The 25,507-nt window shown below is 43.7% G+C and carries 19 protein-coding genes, 1 pseudogene and 1 other annotated feature; of the genes and pseudogenes, 5 read left to right on the forward strand and 15 right to left on the reverse strand.

Annotation, left to right across the window (positions count from 1 at the left end; genetic code table 11):
- Nucleotides 1-172: 172 nt before the first annotated feature.
- Nucleotides 173-925, reverse strand: a complete 753-nt coding sequence (locus tag ACJ9PY_RS18710) for a prepilin peptidase (RefSeq protein ID WP_063575555.1) — start codon at nucleotides 923-925, stop codon at nucleotides 173-175.
- Nucleotides 926-1,685: 760 nt separating this feature from the next.
- On the opposite strand from ACJ9PY_RS18710, the pseudogene ACJ9PY_RS18715 reads away from it, so the two are divergent.
- Nucleotides 1,686-1,994, forward strand: a pseudogene (locus tag ACJ9PY_RS18715) (transposase); the annotation flags it as partial.
- Nucleotides 1,995-2,012: 18 nt separating this feature from the next.
- Here ACJ9PY_RS18715 and ACJ9PY_RS18720 read toward each other — a convergent pair.
- Complete coding sequence (locus tag ACJ9PY_RS18720; RefSeq protein ID WP_411738737.1) at nucleotides 2,013-3,302, reverse strand: bifunctional folylpolyglutamate synthase/dihydrofolate synthase; 1,290 nt, start codon at nucleotides 3,300-3,302, stop codon at nucleotides 2,013-2,015.
- Between the two features lie 98 nt (nucleotides 3,303-3,400).
- Between ACJ9PY_RS18720 and ACJ9PY_RS18725 the strand changes: the two genes are divergently transcribed.
- Together ACJ9PY_RS18725 and ACJ9PY_RS18730 are read left to right on the forward strand one after the other, a co-directional pair.
- Nucleotides 3,401-4,342, forward strand: coding sequence for a RimK family alpha-L-glutamate ligase (locus tag ACJ9PY_RS18725; RefSeq protein WP_369315769.1), 942 nt, complete (start codon nucleotides 3,401-3,403; stop codon nucleotides 4,340-4,342).
- On the forward strand, nucleotides 4,311-5,156 hold the full coding sequence (locus ACJ9PY_RS18730; protein ID WP_411738738.1) for an ATP-grasp domain-containing protein: 846 nt from the start codon (nucleotides 4,311-4,313) through the stop codon (nucleotides 5,154-5,156). Before ACJ9PY_RS18725 ends, ACJ9PY_RS18730 begins: the two co-directional genes overlap by 32 nt.
- Before the next feature lie 56 nt (nucleotides 5,157-5,212).
- Here the strand turns inward: ACJ9PY_RS18730 and ACJ9PY_RS18735 are convergent, their stop codons facing one another.
- Nucleotides 5,213-7,864: a valine--tRNA ligase gene (locus ACJ9PY_RS18735; protein ID WP_411738739.1), complete on the reverse strand. Its 2,652-nt coding sequence runs from the start codon at nucleotides 7,862-7,864 to the stop codon at nucleotides 5,213-5,215.
- Between the two features lie 42 nt (nucleotides 7,865-7,906).
- Nucleotides 7,907-8,135: a binding site (T-box leader), on the reverse strand.
- 227 nt (nucleotides 8,136-8,362) lie between these two features.
- Between ACJ9PY_RS18735 and ACJ9PY_RS18740 the strand changes: the two genes are divergently transcribed.
- Complete coding sequence (locus ACJ9PY_RS18740; RefSeq protein WP_034308896.1) at nucleotides 8,363-8,554, forward strand: hypothetical protein; 192 nt, start codon at nucleotides 8,363-8,365, stop codon at nucleotides 8,552-8,554.
- 56 nt (nucleotides 8,555-8,610) lie between these two features.
- Here the strand turns inward: ACJ9PY_RS18740 and ysxE are convergent, their stop codons facing one another.
- The 8 genes from ysxE to hemA form a co-directional block, all read right to left on the reverse strand.
- The gene (ysxE, locus tag ACJ9PY_RS18745) at nucleotides 8,611-9,681 is read right to left on the reverse strand and encodes a spore coat protein YsxE (RefSeq protein WP_255256708.1); all 1,071 of its coding nucleotides are present in this window, start codon (nucleotides 9,679-9,681) and stop codon (nucleotides 8,611-8,613) included.
- A gap of 95 nt (nucleotides 9,682-9,776) precedes the next feature.
- Nucleotides 9,777-11,177, reverse strand: a complete 1,401-nt coding sequence (locus ACJ9PY_RS18750; RefSeq protein ID WP_411738740.1) for a LysM peptidoglycan-binding domain-containing protein — start codon at nucleotides 11,175-11,177, stop codon at nucleotides 9,777-9,779.
- Nucleotides 11,178-11,582: 405 nt separating this feature from the next.
- The gene (gene hemL, locus ACJ9PY_RS18755) at nucleotides 11,583-12,872 is read right to left on the reverse strand and encodes a glutamate-1-semialdehyde 2,1-aminomutase (RefSeq protein ID WP_411738741.1); all 1,290 of its coding nucleotides are present in this window, start codon (nucleotides 12,870-12,872) and stop codon (nucleotides 11,583-11,585) included.
- Between the two features lie 40 nt (nucleotides 12,873-12,912).
- Nucleotides 12,913-13,905 (reverse strand): porphobilinogen synthase, encoded by a 993-nt coding sequence (hemB, locus tag ACJ9PY_RS18760; RefSeq protein WP_048688903.1) that lies wholly within the window; start codon nucleotides 13,903-13,905, stop codon nucleotides 12,913-12,915.
- Nucleotides 13,902-14,699: a uroporphyrinogen-III synthase gene (locus ACJ9PY_RS18765; RefSeq protein WP_098185769.1), complete on the reverse strand. Its 798-nt coding sequence runs from the start codon at nucleotides 14,697-14,699 to the stop codon at nucleotides 13,902-13,904. Before ACJ9PY_RS18765 ends, hemB begins: the two co-directional genes overlap by 4 nt.
- Nucleotides 14,699-15,631, reverse strand: a complete 933-nt coding sequence (gene hemC / locus ACJ9PY_RS18770; RefSeq protein WP_057276649.1) for a hydroxymethylbilane synthase — start codon at nucleotides 15,629-15,631, stop codon at nucleotides 14,699-14,701. Before hemC ends, ACJ9PY_RS18765 begins: the two co-directional genes overlap by 1 nt.
- Nucleotides 15,632-15,640: 9 nt before the next feature.
- Nucleotides 15,641-16,471, reverse strand: a complete 831-nt coding sequence (locus ACJ9PY_RS18775) for an inner membrane protein YpjD (RefSeq protein ID WP_034308913.1) — start codon at nucleotides 16,469-16,471, stop codon at nucleotides 15,641-15,643.
- Between the two features lie 10 nt (nucleotides 16,472-16,481).
- The gene (gene hemA / locus ACJ9PY_RS18780; RefSeq protein WP_411738742.1) at nucleotides 16,482-17,828 is read right to left on the reverse strand and encodes a glutamyl-tRNA reductase; all 1,347 of its coding nucleotides are present in this window, start codon (nucleotides 17,826-17,828) and stop codon (nucleotides 16,482-16,484) included.
- A gap of 253 nt (nucleotides 17,829-18,081) precedes the next feature.
- Here hemA and ACJ9PY_RS18785 point away from each other — a divergent pair, with 253 nt between their 5' ends.
- The gene (locus ACJ9PY_RS18785; protein ID WP_063575548.1) at nucleotides 18,082-18,564 is read left to right on the forward strand and encodes a LiaI-LiaF-like domain-containing protein; all 483 of its coding nucleotides are present in this window, start codon (nucleotides 18,082-18,084) and stop codon (nucleotides 18,562-18,564) included.
- 56 nt (nucleotides 18,565-18,620) lie between these two features.
- Here ACJ9PY_RS18785 and yihA read toward each other — a convergent pair whose 3' ends face one another.
- The 4 genes from yihA to clpX form a co-directional block, all read right to left on the reverse strand.
- Entirely contained in the window at nucleotides 18,621-19,202 is a 582-nt protein-coding gene (yihA, locus tag ACJ9PY_RS18790; protein WP_034308918.1) for a ribosome biogenesis GTP-binding protein YihA/YsxC, read from the reverse strand.
- Complete coding sequence (lon, locus tag ACJ9PY_RS18795) at nucleotides 19,199-21,520, reverse strand: endopeptidase La (RefSeq protein ID WP_411738743.1); 2,322 nt, start codon at nucleotides 21,518-21,520, stop codon at nucleotides 19,199-19,201. The genes yihA and lon overlap by 4 nt, the downstream gene beginning before the upstream one ends.
- Nucleotides 21,521-21,775: 255 nt before the next feature.
- Entirely contained in the window at nucleotides 21,776-23,446 is a 1,671-nt protein-coding gene (gene lonB, locus ACJ9PY_RS18800; protein WP_095679665.1) for an ATP-dependent protease LonB, read from the reverse strand.
- A 618-nt stretch (nucleotides 23,447-24,064) separates the two neighbouring features.
- Nucleotides 24,065-25,333 (reverse strand): ATP-dependent protease ATP-binding subunit ClpX, encoded by a 1,269-nt coding sequence (gene clpX / locus ACJ9PY_RS18805; protein WP_057276653.1) that lies wholly within the window; start codon nucleotides 25,331-25,333, stop codon nucleotides 24,065-24,067.
- Nucleotides 25,334-25,507: the final 174 nt, after the last annotated feature.

Raw genomic sequence — 25,507 nt, forward strand, 5'->3', positions numbered from 1 at the left:
TCCGTGTACTGGTACTATTGCTTCATGAACCATTCCATATCACCTCTCACGAATTACATACATCCCTCCATCATTTCATAATCTCTTGCCGTCAAATGGGGATGGTTCCCTACTGGGCTATTGTTCAGGTGATTTTTGACAAATTCCTCTTGATCAGGATGGTCCTTTAAGCTCATCTTAAAAATGTTACATACCAATGTAATAGCGAATCGCCCCAAAAATAAGCAGTCAATGTCCCCAAAACGATATACGGTCCGAAAGGAATAAGGGTTTTCTTTTTTAAGATTCCGGTCAGCAACCCGATGATGCCAAGCAATGCCCCATAAAAGCACGCAAAAAGCAACGATAACAGCACCATCTTCATTCCCAATACGAAGCCAATCACTGCAAACAGCTTGATATCACCGCCACCCATGCCACCCTTACTCACAACCGCGATTGATAACAGCAGGCTAAAGCCAACCGCTGCCCCGACAATTGAATCCCACCAGGGCGTCAGTGGAAATGAGACTCTTAAAACAATAAAAATCACTATAAAGAAAAGCAGTATTTTATCGGGTATGAGCATATAGGCGACATCAGTCACGAAGATGATCATAAATAATGAAATCAATATCCAGCCAACCAAAAGTTCGCCCGACCAGCCAAGGAATATCGGAGCAGAGGCAAACAAAACACCGGTCAGCATTTCCACGGCCGGATAAAGGGGGGATATCCTTGCTTTACAGCCCCGGCATTTACCGACTTGCAACATATAAGAAATAACCGGTATCAACTCGAAGAATGTCAATGTACGCCCGCAAGAAGGGCAGGCGGAACGACGATTCGCGAATGAATGACCAGCTGGAACACTTAAACCGACAACGTTAAAGAATGAGCCTAAAATCAAGCCCAATACGAAGAGATAGATATGGATAGCCATCATTTATACAACGTGCATGAGGATTCGATTGCCTTTCTTTGAAACCCTGATATAAAAGTCCCTTCCGCTATGTAATGAACCATTGGGTTCTTCATGCTCATCCCTCCCGTCATTTTATTAAGCAGATCCTACTATTCAACATTCATATGGAATGCAATATATAATCATATTTTAACAAATAAACTGGGTGATTTGTTATCAATCACTCTATTGGAGTTTTTTCTTTTCAAGAGGCTCTTTAACAAGAGAAAAGGACCTTTGAAAAGATCCTTTTCTCAGACTGTAGACAAACTCGATGAAAATTGAGTTTGGTTTTTTAGGGGTTTGTGCAATTTGAACGTTAATTTCCACTCCAGGCACTCGCTTTCCGCGGGCGGTCCGGGAGCCTCCTCGGCGCCTTTGCGCCTGCGGGGTCTCCCCTGCCACGCTTTCCCCGCAGGAGTCTCGTACCTTACGTGCCAATCAACTATGTTTTATATTTAGATAGAACCCTTTTGTTTACAAACTAGATAATATTTGTTTGCCGTCAGTCTTTTTTTTGGTTTGTAAAATGGGAACGTTGATTGGAACGTAGGCACTCGCTTTCCGCGGGCGGTCCGCCCTCGGCGCACTTGCGACTGTGGAGTCACCCTTGGACTCGCTATTCCCGCAGGAGTCTCGCACACCCGCTCCAATCAACTATGTTTAAAATTTCAGATGGAACTCCTTTTGCCTATAGTCTATTTTGTTTTAAAATAAACTATTAAAACCTGAGGTGATGAGGATGCTTTCGAAACATTATTCTATTCAGCGAGACCAACTTGAAATGATTACTTTAGATCAACTGGTGCTGGCGAATCATTTGGTTCGTAAAATTGAGGCTGCCATTGACTTCACTTTCATTTATGATTTGGTGAAAGATATATATTCAGAGATAGGAAGCCCAAGTATTGATCCAGTTATATTAGCCAAACTGACTTTCATTCGATTTACCCTCGGTATTCGTTCAATGCATAATGCAATTGAAGAAGTTGAAACAAATATGGCTTACCGTTGGTTCTTAGGCTTTGGTTTCCATTATAAAGTGCCTCATTGCGGTAATGCACATCCTTTAGGCATCTTCTCTGATGAGGAACTCCCTCACAAGTGAAAGGAAATGAAGGGACCCTGTAATGACAAGAATCTCTTTATCCCCCGTTTTCCTTCTGCCTTCCGTTATCGCCGCCTGCCAATCCTTATTTATACTTTTATTTGGATGAATGCATTTTTCATAAAGCGTTTTCGCATCCGCCGCCCGTTCATGGTCGAATTCGGTAATGATGATTTCCATTGCCCCCGTTTCCAGTCCATGAAGCATCTCGGAATAGTTTTTATCTTTAAATGAGCTGAATACGAATCGGTACTTATAGTCGGGGTAATGCACTTTTAGCGTTTCCTTCAGTACGTCGATGCCGGCAGGATTATGTGCACCATCAATGATCACCAACGGCTCATCCGATATTTTTTCAAAGCGTCCATCCCATTTCGCTGCCCCTATTCCTTTAAGGATGCTTTTTTCATCGATATTTTCCATCCCTACTGTGACAGCAGCAATGGCCAGTGCCGCATTCTCCATTTGATGACGGCCCAGCATCCGCATTTCCACATTTTCGATCGACCTATCGGCAAGCGCAAATGAGAAACTTTGCCCACGTTCACTTCGCTTCATATTGCAAACACGAAAGTCTTTGCCCAATTGGTAATAAGGTACGCCTAAAGCTGACGCTTTTTCTTCAATTACTTTTGCTGGTTCCCCGGCTGTGACTCCGCTGATGACCGGCGCTCCGCTTTTTATGATGCCTGCCTTCTCAAAAGCAATTTCCCCAAGTGTGTTACCCAGGATGTTCGTATGTTCCAAAGAGATCGAGGTAATGATCGAAAGAAACGGCTGGATGACATTCGTTGTATCAAGCCTGCCTCCCAAACCGGTTTCCATCAAAACTAAATCGACTTCCTTTTTGCTAAAATAAGAGAATGCCATTGCAGTCAAAATTTCGAACTGGGTGGGACCATTCCCCTTGCTGTCCATCTCATGGATGATCGGCCAAAGCTTCCGGAAGACATCGATGAATTCCTGATCACTGATTTCATCCTCATTCACCTTCAGCTGTTCATTCATCCGGATTAAATAAGGAGAAGTGAAGGAAGCGACCCGAATCCCTTGGGCAAGCAGAATTTCTTTAATATATTGCAGTGTCGATCCTTTCCCGTTGGACCCCGCAATGTGAATATACTTTAGCTCCTTGTGCGGGTCGCCTAATTCAGTTAACAATGTTTCCATCCGTGACAGGCCAAAATTCATGCCCAATCGAACTTGGCGCCGTTCAAAAAATTGATTGATTTCTTTCATGGTTGTAACCATTATCGTGGAGCCTCCTCTTTCTTTATACCGCTCTTATGCGTTAAGATTATTTTATCAATATATGTACGATTAACCTAGATGAAAGGTAGTGTTTTACCATGAAAACTTCAGATTCCCACTGCTGGATTGTCGTCAACGGCTATTTACAGCATGATAAGTTTTCCAGTTTAGCTTTGTTCATTAAAGAGGCGGCTGAAAGGAAAGATATCACGGCAACCCTTATCCGCAATTCAGATCTCATGCCCATAATCGAAAAAGGAGTGCCGCTGCTTAAAGGAAACTTTGATAAGCTGCCGGATTTTGTTCTGTTCATGGATAAAGACATTCATTTGGCGCGCCATTTGGAATTGCTCGGCATCCCCGTATATAACAGCAGTGCAGCAATCGATATATGCGACAGCAAAGCAAAAACACATCAAGCCTTAACAGGGCATGACATACCGATGCCGAAGACCATATTTCCCCCTTTTACGTACGAAGGGATTGAAAGGGTCAATATGGATGCTTTTATCCAAATCGGCAATGAACTCGGTTATCCTCTTATCGTTAAGGAAGCATACGGTTCTTTTGGGGAACAAGTATATTTAATCCAATCAGAGGATGAGTTACTGAAGACGGTTCGTGATCTTGGCCACAAACCATTTATCATCCAGGAATTCATCGAGCACAGTAAAGGTCGGGATATTCGCGTGAATGTCGTGGGCAATCAAGTCATAGCAGCGATGCAACGTCATTCCGAGCAGGACTTCCGAGCTAATATGACTGCCGGGGGGCAGGCTGCACCATATATCCCCACCAGTGAAGAAGCACAACTTGCCATTCGATGTGCGCAAATTCTGGGTGCCGACTTCGCTGGCGTCGATTTGCTGTTTGGTGAAGAAGGTCCGCTTTTGTGCGAAGTGAATTCGAATTCGCATTTACTGAATATTTTTGAATGTACAGGCATCAACATCGCCGATAGCATGTTCGATTATATCTTGAAAGAATTAGGAAAAGGAAGTGCATCTGATGAAAAAACAAGCAGGCTGGTTGATTTATAACCGTGAGGATGCCTTGAAAAATAAAGGATACATAGATTGGATGCTTGACGAATCCAGTAAGCTTGATCTTGATTTACACTTTCACTTTCGGGAAGACCTTAGGATCGGACATCGTTTCAACAAGTTGTATGTGGAACATGAGATGCAGCCAATTTCATTGCCGGACTTTGCCATCGTCCGGACCATCGATCCTTTTTTCACTAAGCAACTTGAGCAATTGGGGATTGCTTGCTTTAACTCCTCCTTCGTATCGGAAATCGCGAATGACAAAGCAAAGACGCATCAATATTTGTCCTCGCTGGGGATTCCAATGGCCGATACCGTATATTGTAACGGAAGGCCGAGTGCCGATGACATGGAGCTCCCTTTCATTGCTAAAGAAACAAGCGGCCGCGGCGGGAAACAAGTATTTCTAATCGAGCATGCCGATGATCTTGCCCAGCTGAATGATGGGAATTGGATAGTTCAAAAACCTGGCTTATTCGGTAGGGATATCCGCGTTTTTGTGGTTGGTAATAAATTGAAGGGTGCTGTACTCAGGGAATCCGCTTCCAGTTTCAAGGCAAATTATACGCTGGGCGGATCGGCTTCGCTATATGAGCTGACTGCATCTGAATTAGCCCTTGTTGAAAGAGTAATGGGTTCATTTGATTTCGGCCTGGTCGGTATCGATTTCATATTTGCCGAAGATGGCAGCCTCATGCTGAACGAGATTGAGGATGTCGTCGGGAGCCGGACATTAAGTGCACTAAGTGATATGAATATCGTATGGGAGTACCTTACATTCATAAAAGAAAGCATATCCTCTTCTTAAATAGCATGTAAACAGAAAAAGGATGAACCGGCTTCAAGCTGGTTCATCCTTTTGTTTTACAGTTGTTTCAGTTCGCTGATCCTGTGGATTACGGAGTCGCGTTTTTCGCTATAGTCTTTTTCCTTGGCACGTTCTTCTTCGATGACGCTTGCCGGCGCCTTTTTAACGAAGCCCTCGTTGCCTAATTTTTTCTGTACACGCTCAACTTCTTTATTAAGTTTGTCGAGTTCTTTTTCAAGACGTTTCACTTCTTCGTCAATATTGATCAGTCCTGTAAGCGGAAGGATTAGTTCTACGCCAGTTACGACAGCTGTCATGGCTTGAGCAGGCTCTTCGACTTCGATTCCGATCGTCAATTGTTCAGGATTACAGAAACGCTCGATATAGCTGCTGTTTTTCTGTAATGTCGCTAAGATGGCCTCATCTTTCGCTTTTAAAATCAAATTGATTTTTTTGCTTAACGGTGTGTTCACCTCAGCACGGATATTACGGACGGAGCGGATGATTTCAACAAGCAGCTTCATTTCCTCGGCTGCAGCTGTATCTGTCAACTCTTCATTCACTTCCGGCCAAGCGGCAACAGTGATGGACTCACCTTGATGCGGTAGGTTCTGCCAGATTTCTTCGGTAATGAATGGCATGAACGGGTGTAACAATCTCATTGTGTTATCCAGTACATACGCCAAGATCGAGCGCGTCGTTTTCTTAGCCGCTTCGTCTTCTCCATATAGCGGAAGTTTCGCCATTTCAATATACCAGTCACAGAAGTCATCCCAAATGAAGTTGTATAGCACACGGCCCACTTCACCAAACTCATAACGGTCCGCAAGTCTGGTTACGTTGGAAATCGTTTCATTCAAACGCGTCAAGATCCATTTATCGGCTACAGACTTCTCACCGCTTAAATCGATTTCTTCATACGTCATGCCATTCATGTTCATCAAAGCAAAACGGGATGCGTTCCAAATCTTATTGGAGAAATTCCAAACTGCTTCGACTTTTTCCGTACTATAACGAAGGTCCTGGCCTGGCGAGCTGCCCGTAGATAAGAAGTAACGCAGGGAATCGGCACCGTATTGATCAATGACATCCATCGGATCGACACCATTGCCTAGCGATTTACTCATCTTGCGCCCCTGTTCGTCACGAACCAGACCGTGGATCAGCACATCTTCAAATGGTCGTTCACCTGTGAACTCAAGAGCTTGGAAAATCATCCGCGATACCCAGAAGAAAATGATATCATAGCCTGTTACAAGTGCCCCGGTTGGATAGTAACGTTGGAAATCGACACTGTCCTTGTCAGGCCAGCCCATAGTCGAGAATGGCCATAATGCCGAGCTGAACCATGTATCAAGGACATCTGTATCTTGTTCCCAGTTTTCAGCGTCCGCCGGCTCTTCATGACCTACATACACTTCACCTGTTTCTTTATGGTACCAGGCGGGAATGCGGTGACCCCACCAAAGCTGACGGGAAATGCACCAGTCGCGGATATTTTCCATCCAATGCAGGTACGTTTTCTCGAAACGGTCCGGTACGAAATGAACTTTTTCCTCATCGCTTCCTTTTTGAAGCTCAACGGATGCATCAGCCAGCGGCTGCATCTTAACGAACCATTGCGTCGAAAGATATGGTTCAACAACAGCACCGCTTCTCTCTGAATGGCCTACTGAGTGAAGGTGATCTTCGATTTTGAAGAGTACTCCTTCTTCCTGAAGGTCCTTGACGATTTGCTTACGGCATTCAAAACGGTCCATGCCTTCATATTTACCGGCCTTTTCATTCATCGAGCCATCTTCATGCATGACAAGGATGCGCTCCAAGTCGTGACGGTTCCCGATTTCGAAGTCATTCGGATCATGAGCAGGAGTAATTTTGACCGCGCCTGAACCGAATTCCATATCGACATAATCATCACCGACAATCGGGATTTCCCTGCCTGTAATTGGCAAGCGGACCTTTTTGCCGATCAAGTGTTTATAACGGTCATCTTCAGGGTGTACAGCAACAGCAGTATCGCCAAGCATCGTTTCTGGACGGGTGGTGGCAATTTCAATTTCACCCGATCCGTCAACCAATGGATATTTCATATGGTAAAATGCGCCCTGCACATCTTTGTAAATGACCTCGATATCGGATAACGCCGTTTTCGTTGATGGATCCCAGTTGATGATGTATTCGCCGCGATAAATCAAGCCCTTGTTATAAAGCGAAACGAACACTTCGCGCACTGCTTTTGAAAGACCTTCATCCAGGGTGAAGCGTTCCCGGTTATAATCAAGTCCAAGACCTAGCTTTGACCATTGTTCACGGATATGGCTCGCATATTCCTCTTTCCATTTCCATGTCTCTTCCACGAATTTTTCACGCCCAAGGTCATAACGGCTCACGCCATCCGCACGAAGTTTCTGTTCTACTTTCGCTTGAGTGGCAATACCGGCATGGTCCATTCCTGGTAACCATAAAACATCATAGCCTTGCATCCTTTTCATGCGTGTCAATATATCTTGAAGTGTCGTATCCCAAGCGTGGCCAAGATGCAGCTTACCTGTAACGTTAGGCGGCGGGATGACAATCGTGTATGGTTCTTTTTTATCGTCACCCGTCGTTTCGAAAAACTTTCCATCAAGCCACCATTTGTAGCGGCCTTTCTCTATCGTCTGCGGATCATATTTAGTCGGCATTGAAATTTGGTTCTCTTCCATATCATTTCCTCCTTTTGGGCATAAAAAAAACTTCCATCATCTCAAAAGGACGAAGGAAGTTGTTCGCGGTGCCACCTTTTTTCCGAAAAAGAAAAAAATCCCTTTCGGCTCTCAAATCGGATAACGGCTCTTCACCGGCCTTCGCTACTAAGAAGTTCACGAAGACTGCTCGCGGACGACTTCGGATGCTGCTGCCTGGAAACCTCGCACCAATTTGGTTTCCTCTCTGAAAAGTGCATTTCATCTTACTATTTCCGGTCTTTGCATTGATTTATATTCATATGTAAAAACATTGAATGCATATAGTATATAGTACAAAAAACATGGGGCTCCAGTCAATCATCTTTTCGCTTACTTACTCAGGAATCATCCCATTTGATGCATTCATGTTCATTTTTCTTTATTTTATCCTCCAGAAACAGTGAATGTGACGGCTGTTTCACCTTTTTCACTGCCCACCCATAGAATATAAGAAGTCCTAAAAAGGAAGGTAATAATATGAAGCGAAGATATACTCCCTATACTTTACCGCCTTGGGTGAAAAAATTCCGCGGTGTCTGCCAGCAGTTCATCGTCCCCTTTATCGTATTCCAAGGATTACGTACGCTGATTTTCCCGACTTTTTTCGATATGCTCCTGCTTATCGCGTTTATTTTCCTGGCCATGTCTTTGTATTTCGAATGGATTTAATTATTCCCTTACAGCAAAAAAATATACATGACTGGAGATGATCCAATCATGTATATTTAGCTTGGGGGTGATTGTTCTTCTTTGGCAGCCTCGGCAGCCGCCTTTTTCTTCTGTTCGATTTCTTCGATTCTCATCACCATATATTCAATATTTTTCAATAGCCAAAATTGCCGCTGAAGTTGCGTGACATTATCAAGCTCTGAACGATGGCCCCTGCCATCGGAATAACCCTTCACTAATTCCAAAGCTGATCCAGGGAATGCCAGATAACTTTGCATGAGCAATAACTCTTCTTCTTTTAACGGAAAATAACGAAAATAGTTATATAGCCAGTCAACACAGTCATCGCATTGGACAGGATAGGTCCTGGCCGATTTAACGAGAAATGGCAGTAAATCGAAATGCGGCGGAGCCGTATTCGAATTCTCAAAATTGATGAAGTAGCCATATCCCCGCTCATCATAAACGAAATGCTTCAAAGAAACCTTTCCGTGCGTTACCACGGTTCGAACCTTTTCACTATCCTTCGTTTTTTCATACCAGGTTTCAAACTTCTTGATCGAGTACTTCAGCGCCTGTGAAATATCAGTGTAGAAAGAACAAACCGTCAGTTCGAATGGAGACATATACCACTTCTTTTCACAGCTGACAATATACTCTTCTATAAATTCCTTTTCGTTATTCCAGGCATCAAGCGTCCGCTCATAATGTGCTTCCCGTTCCTCAATATCCACTTGTATTTCCTTAACGGAAAGTGTATGCATCCGAGCAAGCTCCCTGAACAATTGCTTATGCTTTTCATCGCGCTCCCCGTCCCTTTCATCATTGAGCCAGGGCATCAGGTAATACAAACGTCCATTATGAAGAACGGCGTAACGCTGATCCATCGTTTGATAAATGGGAACGATTCGATTATAGCCGCGATGGTACAGTTTTTGAACATTTTTGATAAAATCAATGCCGTTATGCGGTGACATGGATTTCAAGGCAAATGTACCGCGATCACTGTATACTTTTTTTACACGCCCGAAGTCCTCAATATATTGTACATACATGGCATATTCCTTCAATACGGTCTCCGTGTCCCGATCCCGATTGGCAGGCTGCTGATTCTCGTTTTCCCTCACGAGACTCACTCACTTTCTCTAAAAAAACTAAACAATCCGCTTCCTCTAGCATTTAAAAAACAGGAGCAGAGCATATGCCCTGCTCTCTGTCCCGGTCAATTCTTATACGCAACCGCCTTCGGTATATAAATGACTTGCCCTTCATGGACGTTCTGATTCGACTCCAATTCATTGCTGAAAAGGATCGATTGAACCGTAACATCATATCGTTGAGCCAAGTCATCAAGCGTTTCCCCTTGCTGAACAATGCAAACCTTCATCCTTACCAGTTCTTCTTCTTGTTTCCGTCCGAATAAATCCATGATGGAAAGCTGCTTTTCATCATGATCGGCCGTTTCTTTTTCATCACGTTCCGCTGCTTGTTTCCTGCCTTTGAAACTCTTACCCTCCTTAGCCGGAGGCGCAGGTCTTTCCCTCTTTTTGAATAGATCGCTTATGGACGAATTGGATTCCTCTTCCTGCTCCACCTTAACATTCTCATTAAGGATAGGACCCGCTGTAACGGCATCGTCTTCCTGCCGGATGACATCCTCGGTTTCTACATTTAAAACTGGGCTACTTTCATGATTGGTTGCTTGACTTGGCTCTTCTTCTACATCTTCTATAAATGTCACTCTAGGAATCTCCAAGGAATCCTGCCTGCTTGGTTCTTCCTCCAATTTTGCCTCTCCCATGGAAGGTACCTTTTCCGGGGAGTCAGGCGGATCACCAATTACTTCTTCCTCTACAGCTTCAGCTTCTTCCTGTCTATGCACTTCCGTTTCCCATTCCTCCTCTTCAGGATATGGTGAAACAGGAATTTCAAAAACGGGAGCATTATGCTGATCGCTTAAATAAATCGGTTCCTCTTCTTCTTCTTCATTTGCTTCAGAAACCCGTTTTGACTCTGCAGAAAAAGGCGCGTATAACTCTTCTTCCTCCTCATCACGGAAAACGGGCTGAAAATCCGGGATTGGCGGCACTGCGGCTGCATAAGGAATATATGACTCATTTTCCCCATCCGTTTCTTCCTGATCCTCCGTTTCCCCAACTTCCTGCTCAGTATCAAACCGTTCTTCCACATATGAATCATTATAGATTCCGGTTATCAAAAGGTCCGCCTGCAATTTCAAGCAGTTATGCTCTGGCATGGCATAATCAAAGCTTTGAATCGAGACATCAACCTCATCCAAAGAGGCAATCCGATTATTCGGAATCGTTATATCAACCGGAAAACGGTGTGTGAACTCATTAAGTCCATTGGGATGCCTCTCGACCTTTTGAACCGCTTTTGGCAAAAAGGTCTGCGAAAACTCCTCTTCTTCACCATTTTGCGAGTCTTTGTATTCACCGCTTAAATCCAACGAGCCTCGTATAAAAACATATTGATCACTTTCTTGAATCGACACATTTGGATCAAGGGAAATAGAGTATAGCTCAGCCACTTCCTGTCCCTTCTGGAACCAAACGGATTCCTCTAAAGAAAATCGTAAATACGATTCATTTTCTTGCGACAAGACAACTCCTCCTTTCAGCTTCATGAAACGGTACCTATACCAATATCAATCTATGAAGGGAGGAAGCTGTTTATTCCTTAATTCATTTGCAGCTCTCCTTAGATATTCCCTGAATTAAAAGAAAGAGGTTCAATTTTCAGGCTAAATCAAGCGGGAATAACAATCAGCTTGAAAAACCCGCTCGGCATACCGCCATATTAATTCCCAACAGCCTATTAATTCTGCTTTCTACCAATTATTTCGACCTACCTCCAATTAATTCGGCCGTGAACGTTAAATTCGGTTCTTACACATACGGATTGAATTCAAAAAAACTGGCTGCATTTCTCCAAAAGTTTTTGGAAAAATGGCAGCCAGTTCAAATTTATCATTATCGATTATCGCGGTAGCTCCTGAAGCCTTGAATCATTTTTTTAATTTGGCAAAAGCCTGTTCTGCCGCAGCAATGGTTTTTTCGATATCTTCATCACTATGTGCAGTGGAAAGGAATAACCCTTCAAACTGTGACGGCGGCAAGTAGATGCCTTGATTCGCCATTTCCCTATAGTAGGAAGCAAAGAACTCTAAATCGGATGTTTTTGCTGTATCATAGTTTACGACATCCTCATTAGTAAAGAAAAGTCCAATCATGGAGCCGGCACGGTTGAATGTATGGGGAACACCGTACTTATCCGCTGCCGCTCCAATTCTTTTTTCGAGCATATCCCCTTTTCGAGTGAACTCAACATAAGATTCTGGAGTCAATTGGCTCAGCGTTTCAAGGCCGGCCGTCATGGCAAGAGGATTACCGGACAATGTTCCCGCTTGATAGATTGTCCCACTCGGGGCAATTTGTTCCATGAATTCGCGCTTGCCTCCGAATGCTCCGACAGGCAAGCCGCCGCCAATTACTTTCCCAAGGCAAGTCAGGTCAGGTACGATGCCAAAATAGCCTTGTGCACAATTATAGCCGACACGGAACCCTGTCATGACTTCGTCAAAGATCAATAAAGCCCCGTATTGGGTCGTCACTTCACGTAAGCCTTCGAGGAAACCAGGTTGTGGCGGAACCACACCCATATTCCCTGCAACAGGTTCTACGATGATACAGGCGATGTCTTCGCCAAATTGTTCAAACGCATATTTGGTTGCAGCAAGATCATTATATGCTACGGTAATCGTATTTTTTGCAATGCCTTCCGGTACACCAGGGCTATCCGGTAAACCTAATGTTGCAACGCCGGAACCCGCTTTGATCAGCAATGAATCGCCATGGCCATGATAGGAACCTTCGAATTTCAGGATTTTATCACGGCCTGTAATGCCTCGTGCCAGCCTTAGCGCACTCATCGTCGCTTCGGTTCCTGATGATACCATCCGGATCATTTCAATCGAAGGCACCCGTTCCATGACCAGCTTGGCCAGTTCATTCTCAATCAGTGTAGAGGTTCCAAAGCTTGTACCTGACTCCGCTACTTTTTTCAATGATTCCACGACACGGTCATTCGTGTGACCCAGGATGAGCGGTCCCCATGAAAGAACATAGTCGATATATTCATTTCCATCGATATCATACATTTTCGAGCCTTTTCCACGCTCCATGAAAATGGGATCCATGTCCACAGATTTGAAGGCACGTACCGGGCTGTTCACGCCGCCTGGCATCAAATTTTTTGCTTCGGCAAAAGCTTTTTTCGATTTTTCATATGACCGCATGATTCAATCCCCTTTTTCCATTACAGGTTATATTTGTTTATCATTGATTATCTTCGTTAATCCAGCGTGCTACCTCTTTTGAAAAATACGTGATGATCAAGTCGGAACCTGCGCGTTTCAAGCCTGTCAGCATTTCCATCACTATCGCTTTTTCATCAATCCAGCCGTTTTGGGCAGCAGCTTTGACCATTGAATATTCACCGCTGACATTATAGGAAACGATCGGAAGATTAAAGTTATTCTTAACGTCCCTGATGATGTCCATGTAGGAAAGGGCCGGTTTCACGATTAGGAAGTCCGCACCTTCAGCAACATCGCTTTCAGCTTCACGAAACGCTTCAAGGCGATTGGCGGGATCCATTTGGTAAGTTTTCCTGTCGCCAAATTGCGGCGCACCATTCGCGGCATCACGGAATGGGCCGTAAAAAGCCGAAGCATATTTCACCGCATAGGACATGATCGGAATATCTTCATAACCCGCTTCATCCAGACCTGCACGGATGGCCGCAACGAAACCGTCCATCATATTGGAAGGCGCAATGATGTCTGCGCCGGCCTCAGCCTGGCTGATTGCCGTTTTGGCAAGAAGGTCAAGAGAAGCGTCATTAAGGATTTTTTCCCCTTCAACGACCCCACAATGGCCATGGCTTGTATACTCGCAAAGGCAGGTATCCGCTATGACAATAACTTCAGGATATTGTTTTTTAATAAAGCGGGTTGCTTCTTGCACAAGTCCGTTGTGATGAAATGCCCCTGTTCCCTGTTCGTCTTTATCATGATCAAAAGGGACACCGAATAAAATGACTGATTTAATGCCCAGACTCACGACTTCATCCATTTCGGCACCCAGATTATCCATGGATAGCTGATAGATACCTGGCATGGAGTTGATTTCATTTTTCACATTTTTCCCATCGATTACGAAGATCGGATAAATCAAATCCTCTTTATGCAATTGTGTTTCACGGACTAAAGCCCTCATGCCAGCACTTGCACGCAAGCGGCGGTGGCGATTGAATGGAATGTTTTTCATTTGAAAGTTCCTCCCTGTTTATTTCTTTTCAAGATAAAGCGTATTAACTCCGCAACCATGGCATCCGTCGTATAAACATCTGGACAGACATCGACGGATAGCCCATGTTTTTCAGCCGTTTTAGCGGCAATCGGCCCGATGCAGGCGATGATGATCCGGTCTATGTATGTATCCAATTCATGGCTTTTCATGATCTGTAAAAAATGATTGACCGTCGATGAACTCGTAAAGGTCATGATGTCGATTTCATGGTTCTTTATAAGCTGCACCAGTTTTTTTTCACTGCTTCGAGGAAGCACTGTATGATAAATTATCACTTCATCACAGATTGCTCCAGCTTCATTGATCGCCTCCGCTATAACCGCCCTTGCGAGATTTCCTTTTGCCAGCAACACTCGGGCACCCGGATCTAGCAGGGTATTGAACTCCGCCACGAACCCTTCGGCAACAAACTGAGCTGGAACGAAATCCGCCTTATAACCATGCCGTTTCAGGGCAGCTTCTGTTTTGGAGCCGATTACGGCTATTTTCGGAAGCTTCAAAGGCTGGTTTCCAAGAAGCTTAAAGAAGAAATCCACCCCATTTTGACTGGTCAGAATGATCCAGTCATATGTAAGCAACTCTTCAAACCGCTGATGCACATCTTCCATATGATCTGGAAGGGTGAACTCAAGCAATGGCACAAGAAGCGGCGTTCCGCCATTTTTTTCGATCGACTCTTTTAAACCATCTGCCTGTCCTTTCCCTCTGGTGATCAATACCTGATAATCCTTAAGAGGTTGAACTGGGTTCATTACTGATCAAGCTCTTCTTTTACGCGATCGATCAATTCTTTACCGCCCATTTCGCTAATCTGTTTGGCAGCAGCATGCCCAACCGCCTCTGGATCAGCACCTTCAACCATTTCTTTATATATCACCTTTCCATCCGGGGCAGCGACCAAAGCCGTCAAGGAAACGGACCCATTATCTTTTGCCACCGCAAATCCAGCAATCGGCACCTGGCATCCGCCTTCCATTTTATCCAAAAAGGCACGTTCCGCTTCAACCGTCCTTTTCGTTTTTTCACAGGTCAATTTCGCAAGTTCCGCCAGCAGTTCTTTGTCGTCTTCACGGCATTCAATGGAAAGAGCTCCTTGTCCAACTGCCGGAATGCAAATATCTTCATCTAAAAATTCCGTTACGATGTCCTGCTCCCAACCCATTCTTGATAGTCCGGCTGCCGCTAAAATGATAGCATCATAATCTTCCGTTTTCAGCTTATTCAGACGGGTATCGATATTTCCGCGAATCCATTTAATTTCAAGGTCCGGCCTTCTAGCCAAAATTTGTGCGCCACGCCGCAAGCTGCTTGTACCTATGATGGAACCGGGCTTCAGTTCGGAAAGGGTTTCATGGTTCTTTGAAATCAAGGCATCCCGATGATCCTCCCTCGGTGGTATGCAGCCGATCGTCAAACCTTGAGGCAGCACTGCCGGCATATCCTTCATACTATGTACGGCCATATCAATTTCTTTATCCAGCATCGCTTGTTCGATTTCTTTAACGAATAAGCCCTTTCCGCCGACCTTGGAAAGTGTTACATCAAGGATTTGGTCACCCTTTGTGACAATTTCCTTCACCTCGAACTCGTATGGGACCCCAAGTCCTTTAAGTTGATCGATCACCCAGTTCGTTTGGGTGATCGCTAATTTACTACGTCTTGAACCGACAATTATTTTTCTCATAGTTTCCTCCTATGTATTCCAAAAATGGAATGTTGAAAGGCTTCCGAAAAGGAAAAAGTTAATTAACACAATCATGAAAGATCCAATATTCAGAAAGGCTAGCGTCCTTCCATACATTTGTTTCCGAATCTTCAAGTATAAAAACACACTGTAAGCAATAAGCAAAATAAATGAGCCGATGATCTTCATGTCCAGCCAGGATACCCCAGGGACTTTTATATAAGCCCATTGAATCCCGAGGATGAGGGAGACCACCAATAATGGAACACCTATAACTGCGAGGACATAGGACATATGCTCGAGCTTTGTTAAATCGCCGAGTCGAAGCAGGCGTTTTCCCCACTTCTTCCGTTTCAATAAATCATATTGAATTAAGTATAAAACTGAAAAAACGAAAGAAAGCGTGAATGCCCCATATGATAGGATCGCAAAAGTGATATGTATGAGCAATAGCTCTGAAACCAGGCGCTGTGCAAGCACTTGAGATTCTATCTGAACAGGTGCAAAGGTATGGATGGCCATAACCATGAAACCTAATACATTCGTAAAAAAGACCGTAAAATCGACTCTTAGCAATCGGTTAATGATCAATGATAGCGATATGAGGACCCATGCATAAAAATATAAGCCTTCAAAAATCGTCAATACCGGGAACCTTCCCGTTTTCAACACATACAGAAACAAAAAAATTGTTTGCAGCACCCAAACAATAGAAAGCAACCAGAAGGCGACCCTGTTCGCCTTCTGGTTATTATTAAGGAAATCAATAAAGTATAAAAGCATACTGATGGCATACAGCAAAACAGTGGCTTCATGCAATCTTGTCATTAGTAATTCCATATCTACCTCATTACTGGACAGGAACTGGATTCAATAGGGATGACTTGGAGCTGTTCCGTTCTTTTTCATCCCCAACCAGCTGGTCTTCAATCAATTCCTCTAAATGGAAGATTTTCACGAAATTATTTAATTGCTCTTTTGCATTCGGCTCATCTGCCAGCTCTTTTGCATAAAGTATCGGATCTTTCAGCATTTGGTTGATGATGCTTTTCGTATGCTTGTTCAGGACTTTTTTGTCACGTTCGCTCAAATGCGGAAGCTTTCTTTCGATGCTTTCCATCGTTTCCTTTTGTATCGATAGGGATTTTTCCCGTAAAGAAGAAATGACGGGAACCACACCAAGTAAATTAATCCACTGGTTGAAGTCCACGATTTCTGATTCGATCATCATTTCTATTTTCTCGGCAGCTTTTTTACGTTCTTCGATATTGGCTTGCACGATCCCTTCCAGATCGTCAATGTCATACAAGAAGACATTTTCCAGCTCGGCCAATGTTGGATCGAGGTCACGCGGCACTGCGATATCGACCATGAAAATAGGACGGCCCTTACGAAGCTTATTGACGAATGACATCATTTCTTTTGTTACAAGAAGATCTTTTGCACCAGTGGAAGTAATCAGGATATCGGTATCCACTAAAGCGCATTGAAGCTCTTGCAGCTGTTTGGCCGTACCATTGAATCTCTCAGCCAGGTCGACCGCTTTCTGAAAGGTGCGGTTAATGACCGTAATACTGTCGGCGCCATTGCTATGCAGATTTTGAATGGCCAGCTCACCCATCTTACCGGCCCCAAGAATCAAGACATTCTTGCCATTCAGGCCTCCAAAGATTTTTTTTGCAAGCTCGACTGCCGCATAGCTGACGGAAACGGCATTGGTATTGATTTCGGTTTCCGAATGAGCTTTTTTAGCTAATGTAAGGGCTTGCTTGAAGAGATGGTTAAAAACGGTACCGATCGTATCTTCCTTCTGCCCTAACAAATAGCTTGAACGTACTTGTCCCAAAATCTGAGTTTCTCCCAGTATCATGGAATTCAAACCGCAGGTAACTGAAAATAAATGCTCGACAGCCCCATCGCCTTCATAAATGAACAGATATTTAGAAAATTCTTCTTTATCGATTTTAAACCATTCCGAAAGAAATTCCTTGATATAATACCTGCTTGTATGGAGCTGGTCCCCGACCGCATAGATTTCCGTCCTGTTACATGTTGAAATAATAATATTTTCCAAGATGCTTTTTTTATTTTTAAGAGCTTTCATTGCCTCGGCAAGTTCGGCTTCGTTAAACGATAGTTTTTCCCGAATTTCTACAGGGGCAGTTTTGTAATTTATACCAACCGCTAGAATATGCATCCTTTTGTTTTGCACCCCCAAAATTTTTCATGTAAATTAATTATACCATGTACTAAAATGGATTCACGCAAATAATATGAACAGTTTATGAAAACATATGCTACCATGAAAAGACAGCCAAAACGCCTCAATGCTACAAAAGGTGTCTAAGCGGGATTTGTAAAGTTACATACATATTTCGACATTGTGTACAAAAGTACCATATCAAAAATGGCAAAAAACTTCAAGTAATCGAATTGCATAGGAGGATAAAATGAAAACGCAACGTATTTTCCCAGGAATCGTTTTAATCGGTTTCGGGCTCTATTTTTTTCTTGAACATTCCCAAATCGAAATCTTTCCGGGCTTTTTCAGCTGGCCCACTTTATTATGTATTGTCGGTGCCGCCTTCCTGATTCAGGCATATAGCGGTAATGAATATGAGTCCATCCTGCCAGGCGTCATCTTACTTGGGTTCGGTGCCCACTTCCACATCGCCGAGAACCTGGAGATTTGGCCGGATGATATAGGTATCTTTATTTTAATCATCTCACTGGGATTTATTCTCCGGGCACGTAAAACAAATTCTGGAATGTTTCACGGGATGGTCATATTCATCGTCTCGATCACATTCTTATTCTACGATAAAATCACAACGTCTTTCGGGATTGTTGAAACAACCACCGCGAACATCGAAAGGTTTTGGCCCTTTGCCTTGATGGCGATCGGCATTTATTTTTTGGTTCGAAAAAAGTGAAGATTTTCGATTACATAATGAAAAAGGGTATTCCAGATGCGGAATACCCTTTTCTTTTACATATATTTCTTAAGGACGCCCCATGCTTGTTCCTTACCTTCGCCTGTTTCACCAGAGAATAGAAGCAATTCATCTTCTTTTTCCATATTTAACGTTTGGCGCGTGATTTTCAAGTGTTTCTGCCATTTGCCTTTTGGAATTTTATCCGCTTTGGTGGCAATGACGATCCGGGGCAGGTCATAATGCTTCAGGAATTCATACATTGCGATATCATCCTTTGTCGGCGGATGACGCAAATCGACGATCAGAAGCGCAGCGCGGAGCTGGTCACGGGAAGTGAAGTACGTTTCGATCATCTTCCCCCAAGCATCACGCTCCGTCTTGGATACTTTTGCATAACCATAACCCGGTACATCCACAAAATGGAGTGCTTCATTTATGATATAAAAATTCAAGGTCTGCGTCTTACCCGGTTTAGAGGATGTGCGCGCCAAGTTTTTTCGATTGATCATTTTGTTGATGAAACTGGACTTCCCAACGTTGGAACGGCCTGCCAAGGCAAATTCCGGTATTGGAGTATTGGGATATTGTTCAGGCTTCACAGCACTGATGACAATATCTGAACTTGTTACTTTCATTCGTTCACACCTACCAATGCATGCTCAAGGACTTCATCGACGTGTGAAACTGGAACAAATGTTAATGCTTTACGGACACTTTCCGGGATATCATCAATATCCTTTTCGTTATTTTGCGGGATGATGATTTTCGTAAGTCCTGCGCGATGGGCCGCTAAAGATTTTTCTTTAAGCCCGCCGATCGGAAGAACCCGTCCGCGTAATGTAATTTCGCCTGTCATGCCTACCTCTTTTCTGATCGGCCTATTTGTAAGGGCCGATATTAACGCTGTTGCAATCGTGATGCCTGCAGAAGGGCCATCTTTTGGAACCGCACCTTCGGGGACATGAATATGAATATCATATTTTTCATGGAAGTTCGCATCAATCTGAAGTTTCTCGGTTTTTGAACGGACATAACTGAAAGCAGCCTGGGCTGACTCTTTCATTACATCGCCAAGCTTTCCTGTCAGGATCAGCTTCCCTTTACCTGGTGATAAGGAAACCTCGATTTGCAGCGTATCGCCACCTACCGACGTGTATGCTAAACCATTAGCTACACCAACTTGGTTCTCGACCTCCGCCTGTCCATAATGGAACATGGTTTTCCCTAAAAACTCCTCGACATTCTTTTCAGCGATGACGACCCGCTTTTTATCTCCGGACACGATGATTTTTGCAGTCTTCCGACAGATGCCTGCAAGCTGTCGTTCCAGACTCCGAACACCGGCTTCCCGAGTATAGTAACGGATGATTTTTGTAAGTGCTTCCTCACGGACTTGCAATTGTGTCTTCAATAAACCATGGTTTTCAAGCTGTCTAGGCAGCAAGTGATCCTTGGCTATATGAAGTTTCTCTATCTCAGTATAACCTGCAATCGAAATGATTTCCATACGATCACGAAGCGGACCAGGAATCGACCCCAGATTATTTGCCGTTGCGACGAACATGACTTTGGAAAGATCGTAGGTTTCTTCAATATAATGATCACTGAAATTATGATTTTGCTCTGGATCGAGCACCTCAAGCATCGCTGCAGATGGATCTCCCCTAAAGTCATTGGACATCTTATCCACTTCGTCCAGTAAAAAGACCGGATTTATCGTTCCAGCTTTTTTCATGCCTTGAATGATCCGTCCCGGCATTGCCCCTACATATGTGCGGCGATGTCCGCGGATTTCTGATTCATCGCGCACCCCACCTAAAGATATACGGACGAAATTCCTATTCAGGGATGAAGCGATCGATTTAGCCAAGCTCGTTTTCCCGACTCCTGGCGGTCCCACCAAGCAAAGGATCGGTCCCTTCAATGATTTGGTCAATTGCTGTACGGCCAAATACTCAAGCACACGCTCCTTCACCTTTTCCAAACCATGGTGGTCCTGGTTCAGGACTTTTTCGGCTTTATGAATATTCAAGTCATCTTTGGTCGCTTTGGTCCAAGGAAGAGAGATCAGCCATTCGATATAATTGCGGATCACAGAGCTTTCAGCTGAGCTCGAAGGAACTTTTTCATAACGGTCCAATTCCTTTAATGCCGTTTCTTTGATATGCTCAGGCATATCCGCTTCTTCTATCTTTTCGTTCAGGACTTCAATTTCCCCTGTTTTTCCTTCTTTATCGCCCAATTCCTTTTGGATCGCTTTCATTTGCTCTCGTAAATAATATTCCTTTTGAGTCCGTTCCATCGATCGTTTAACACGCTGGCCGATCTTTTTCTCGAGAAAAAGAACTTCTTTTTCGTTATTGATGATCTCGATTACACGGCTAAGACGCTCTTTCATATCAATGGTCTCAAGCACTTCTTGCTTCTCCTTCAATTTCAAAGGCAAATGGGAAGCGATTATATCCGCTAATCGCCCAGGCTCTTCAATATCCGAAGTGGACGAAAACGTTTCACCGGTTATTTTCTTGGACATTTTTATGTATTGTTCAAAATAATCCAGTAGTGTGCGCATTAATGCTTGATGTTCAGCATCCTTTTCATCACTGTCTTCATATATTTTAATCTTGGCACCATAATGTGTCTCATAATCGTAAAATTCCATGACTTCTGCGCGGTTCAACCCTTCCACCAACACCCGGATTGTACCATTCGGAAGCTTCAACATCTGTTTTACCTTTGTTAAAGTTCCCATTGTAAATAAATCTTCTTCACCTGGTTCGTCCAACGAAACATCTTGTTGTGTCGTCAAAAATATAAGATGGTCTTCCACCATTGCTTTCTCAAGGGCTTGTACCGATTTATCTCGGCCTACATCTAAATGAAGTACCATCGTTGGATATACAAGCAGTCCTCTAAGCGGCAGGAGGGGGACGATGATTTCTTTATCAGTCATTTCCTGACACCTCCATCTAATTAGTATCGTCGTTGTAAACTATTTACCCATGTTCTCAACCTTTTAACAATTCTATCCTATTTATATAGAAGTGTCTATTCGTTTACCTTAACACGTTTCGACTGCTATTATTATCTCCAATATTAGATAAAAAAGCACGCCTGAATGCGTGTTTATTTTTTACGGCAGGGTGGCCGGGAACGCCAATTTTGTCCTTAAAATGCCCCGGTTCTATTTTTAGCCGGGGCATATCCTTTATACACTTTCTTTTTTTGATAGGTCCAAGGTTGTGAGGATTTGTTCCGACATCAATTCTTTCTTCAGTGCCTGATCCAGCACTTCTTTCACATTCGAAACAGGAATGATCTCTATATCCTTGATTTCAGATAGAAGCGGCTGCATGTTTTCGGCTGGGATGATTACCTTTTTTGCCCCGGCAAGTTTAGCCGCCTTGATTTTCGGAATGACACCGCCGATCGGTTTAACGCCAGCATGAATGCTTATTTCCCCAGTCATCGCCACAGTGTGGTCAACAGGGATTTTATATATGGCCGAGTATATGCCTGTGGCCATTGCAATCCCTGCAGAAGGGCCATCCACTGGACTTCCGCCCGGAAAGTTCACATGGATATCGAATTGATTGGCAGGCACTCCCATCGAGCGTAATACCGTAATGACATTTTCAATCGAACCTTTCGCCATGCTCTTGCGTCGAACCGATTTGCCACTCCCGCCGCCGATACTTTCTTCCTCAACGATACCGGTAATGTTTATCGAACCTTTTTCATCAGATGCAGCCATTACCGTAACCTCTATTTCCAGCAATGCCCCGCTGTTTGGACCATAGACTGCAAGGCCGTTGACAAGGCCTATTTTGGATTTCGCTTCTATTTTCCTGTCCATTCTTTGGGTCAGCTGGCTGCTATGGGCCATCCAATCTATATCTTCTTCCCTGATGAAAGTCCTGTTTTCATTAATTGAGATTCCTGCAAGAGTCTGAATCATGTTGACAGCTTCCCTGCCATTTCGGGCATAATCCGAAATCGATTCCAAGCCTTTATCACTGATGGTGATCCCCACTTTATCTGAGGCATTCTTGGCCACGGCGATTATTTCTTCCCGGTCCAGTTCACGGAAAAACACTTCTATGCATCTTGAACGTATCGCAGGCGCGATTTCATTTGGCGTTCTTGTTGTGGCACCAATCAACCGAAAGTCAGCCGGCAGTCCATTTTTAAAAATATCATGGATGTGAGTGGGAATATTTTGATTTTCCTCTTGATAATAGGCACTTTCCAGAAAAACCTTACGATCTTCCAATACCTTTAAAAGTTTATTCATCTGTATCGGATGAAGCTCCCCTATTTCATCTATGAATAGTACGCCTCCATGTGCATTGCTGACTGCACCCTGCTTTGGCTGCGGAATTCCTGCCTGTCCCATTGCCCCGGCTCCTTGGTAGATTGGATCGTGCACAGAACCGATGAGCGGATCGGCAATCCCTCGTTCATCGAACCTGGCTGTGGTGGCGTCCAATTCAACAAAAACGGCAGAGTTCTTAAAAGGGGACTTGCCATTTTTCTTCGCCTCTTCCAAAACAAGTCTGGCAGCAGCCGTTTTCCCCACCCCCGGAGGACCGTAAATTATCACATGCTGGGGATTCGGCCCACATAAAGCAGCTTTTAAAGATTTAATCCCATCTTCTTGACCGATGATTTCATTAAATGTGCTTGGTCTAACCTTTTCTGCCAATGGTTCTGTTAACGAAATCGATCTCATCTTCCGTAATTGGTCCATCTCCTTACGTGAATCACGGTCAATGGAAACTTTTTGTGTCCGCTGGCCTTTCAATAAGTTCAAAAAATACAATCCAATAATAATCCCAAAAAACAGCTGGATAAACAACGCCAATCCTGTCCAATTCATCTTATTCCCTCCTGCACTCTCCTAGTTTGTCATTTCTGTTAGTATCTCCTTTGGAAGGGCGAAATTATCCAAGAAATTCGTGTTGAAAAATTGGCGTTTTTATCCTAAATACAACAATTTAGAAAAAAGGGAAAAGAAAAAGACTGCCAGGATGAACTGGCAGTCTCAGACTGTAAACAACTCGAAATTATCTGGTTTTACCCTACTGTTTTGAGGTTTTAACGTTGATTTCCACTGCAGGCACTCGCTTTCCGCGGGTGGTCTGCGCCTGCGGGATCTCCCTCGGACGCGTATTCCCGCAGGAGTCTCGTACCTTCCGTTACAATCAACTTTGGTTTAAAAACAAGGCTGTTTTCGCATACTTTGTTGCTATTTACGAAGTAGTGCAGTGTGGTTGATTTCCCCTCCAGGTGCTCGCTTTCCTTGGTGCGGGCGGTGAGCCTCCTCGTCGTAAACGCCTGTGGCGTCTCACCTGTCCCGCTGCTCCCGCAGGAGTCTCGTACCTTCCGTTCCAATCAACCTAAAATAGTTTCGTTTTAAAAACAACAATCTTTACGAAAAGAGCCAAAAACAAAAAGACTGCCAGCATTAACTGGCAGTCTTTCTTTTCCTTATTAATCAAGCAGATGTTTTCTTTTCTTGTCCTTTTATGGTTGTACCGTCTTTAAGGACGAGCTTTGGAGATTCATTTTTCGAAATCGTGCTGCCTGTAATTACACATTTTGCAACATCATCACGTGAAGGCAGATCGAACATCACTTCAAGGATGATGCCTTCGATGATGGAGCGCAGACCACGTGCACCAGTTTTGCGTTCAATTGCCTTTTTAGCAATTTCACTTAGCGCTTCTTGTTCGAATTCCAATTCAACATCGTCAAGCTCAAGTAATTTTTGATATTGTTTAACAAGGGCATTTTTCGGCTGTGTAAGAATCTCAATCAAAGCCGCTTCATCCAATTGCTCAAGAGTCGCAATTACCGGAAGACGTCCGATGAATTCCGGAATTAATCCGAAACGAAGCAAGTCTTCAGGAAGGACTTTGGAAAGCAATTCTTTTTCTGCAACATCATCCTTTTTCACGTCAGAGCCAAAACCAATGACTTTTTGCCCAAGACGGCGTTTGATGATCGGTTCGATGCCGTCAAAGGCACCGCCGCAGATGAACAAAATATTGGTCGTATCGATTTGGATGAATTCCTGATGTGGATGTTTACGTCCACCTTGAGGCGGAACGCTTGCAACCGTTCCTTCAAGAATTTTCAATAAAGCTTGTTGCACACCTTCACCAGACACGTCACGTGTAATGGAAGGATTTTCCGATTTACGGGCAACTTTATCGATTTCATCAATATAAATGATGCCTTTTTCCGCTTTTTCCACATCATAATCAGCTGCTTGGATTAATTTGAGAAGGATGTTTTCAACATCTTCCCCAACATATCCAGCTTCCGTCAAGGAAGTGGCATCAGCAATGGCAAAAGGAACATTGAGTAAACGTGCCAATGTTTGCGCAAGAAGGGTTTTCCCGCTTCCCGTCGGTCCGATTAGGGCGATGTTACTTTTAGAAAGCTCAACATCGTCGACTTTGCTATTGGAATTGATACGTTTATAATGGTTATAAACAGCTACAGCCAAAGATTTCTTTGCCTGTTCTTGTCCAATCACATATTCGTCAAGAATTTCGCGGATTTCCATAGGTTTAGGAACATCTCTGAATTCTACTTCTTCATCAGTTCCCAGCTCTTCCTCGACGATCTCCGTACAAAGTTCTATACACTCGTCACAAATATAGACACCTGGACCAGCAACCAGTTTACGGACTTGTTCTTGTGTTTTACCGCAAAAAGAACATTTTAACTGTCCTTTTTCATCATTAAATTTAAACATGTACGTTCACCCCTTTAAATACTCTTCCAACTCTATTACATAGCGGTACCTAATCGTAAAGAAAAAAAACTAGGCACACATCTGCTTAAACATTCCAAAATCCATAGTATGTTTTGCATTTTATCATGTTCTTGGAAGTTTAGTAACAAAAATGCTCACGGTCCGAGTTGTTAA

It is taken from the genome of Peribacillus sp. S4 (assembly GCF_046715815.1).
Lineage (GTDB): Bacteria > Bacillota > Bacilli > Bacillales > DSM-1321 > Peribacillus > Peribacillus frigoritolerans.

Coding starts and splice junctions, on each gene's coding strand:
- ACJ9PY_RS18710 (WP_063575555.1), bottom strand. CDS start 925: ATGATGGCTATCCATATCTATCTCTTCGTATTGGGCTTGATTTTAGGC.
- ACJ9PY_RS18720 (WP_411738737.1), bottom strand. CDS start 3,302: ATGGTTACAACCATGAAAGAAATCAATCAATTTTTTGAACGGCGCCAA.
- ACJ9PY_RS18725 (WP_369315769.1), top strand. CDS start 3,401: ATGAAAACTTCAGATTCCCACTGCTGGATTGTCGTCAACGGCTATTTA.
- ACJ9PY_RS18730 (WP_411738738.1), top strand. CDS start 4,311: ATGAAAAAACAAGCAGGCTGGTTGATTTATAACCGTGAGGATGCCTTG.
- ACJ9PY_RS18735 (WP_411738739.1), bottom strand. CDS start 7,864: ATGGAAGAGAACCAAATTTCAATGCCGACTAAATATGATCCGCAGACG.
- ACJ9PY_RS18740 (WP_034308896.1), top strand. CDS start 8,363: ATGAAGCGAAGATATACTCCCTATACTTTACCGCCTTGGGTGAAAAAA.
- hemL (WP_411738741.1), bottom strand. CDS start 12,872: ATGCGGTCATATGAAAAATCGAAAAAAGCTTTTGCCGAAGCAAAAAAT.
- hemB (WP_048688903.1), bottom strand. CDS start 13,905: ATGAAAAACATTCCATTCAATCGCCACCGCCGCTTGCGTGCAAGTGCT.
- ACJ9PY_RS18765 (WP_098185769.1), bottom strand. CDS start 14,699: ATGAACCCAGTTCAACCTCTTAAGGATTATCAGGTATTGATCACCAGA.
- hemC (WP_057276649.1), bottom strand. CDS start 15,631: ATGAGAAAAATAATTGTCGGTTCAAGACGTAGTAAATTAGCGATCACC.
- ACJ9PY_RS18775 (WP_034308913.1), bottom strand. CDS start 16,471: ATGGAATTACTAATGACAAGATTGCATGAAGCCACTGTTTTGCTGTAT.
- hemA (WP_411738742.1), bottom strand. CDS start 17,828: ATGCATATTCTAGCGGTTGGTATAAATTACAAAACTGCCCCTGTAGAA.
- ACJ9PY_RS18785 (WP_063575548.1), top strand. CDS start 18,082: ATGAAAACGCAACGTATTTTCCCAGGAATCGTTTTAATCGGTTTCGGG.
- yihA (WP_034308918.1), bottom strand. CDS start 19,202: ATGAAAGTAACAAGTTCAGATATTGTCATCAGTGCTGTGAAGCCTGAA.
- lon (WP_411738743.1), bottom strand. CDS start 21,520: ATGACTGATAAAGAAATCATCGTCCCCCTCCTGCCGCTTAGAGGACTG.
- lonB (WP_095679665.1), bottom strand. CDS start 23,446: ATGAATTGGACAGGATTGGCGTTGTTTATCCAGCTGTTTTTTGGGATT.
- clpX (WP_057276653.1), bottom strand. CDS start 25,333: ATGTTTAAATTTAATGATGAAAAAGGACAGTTAAAATGTTCTTTTTGC.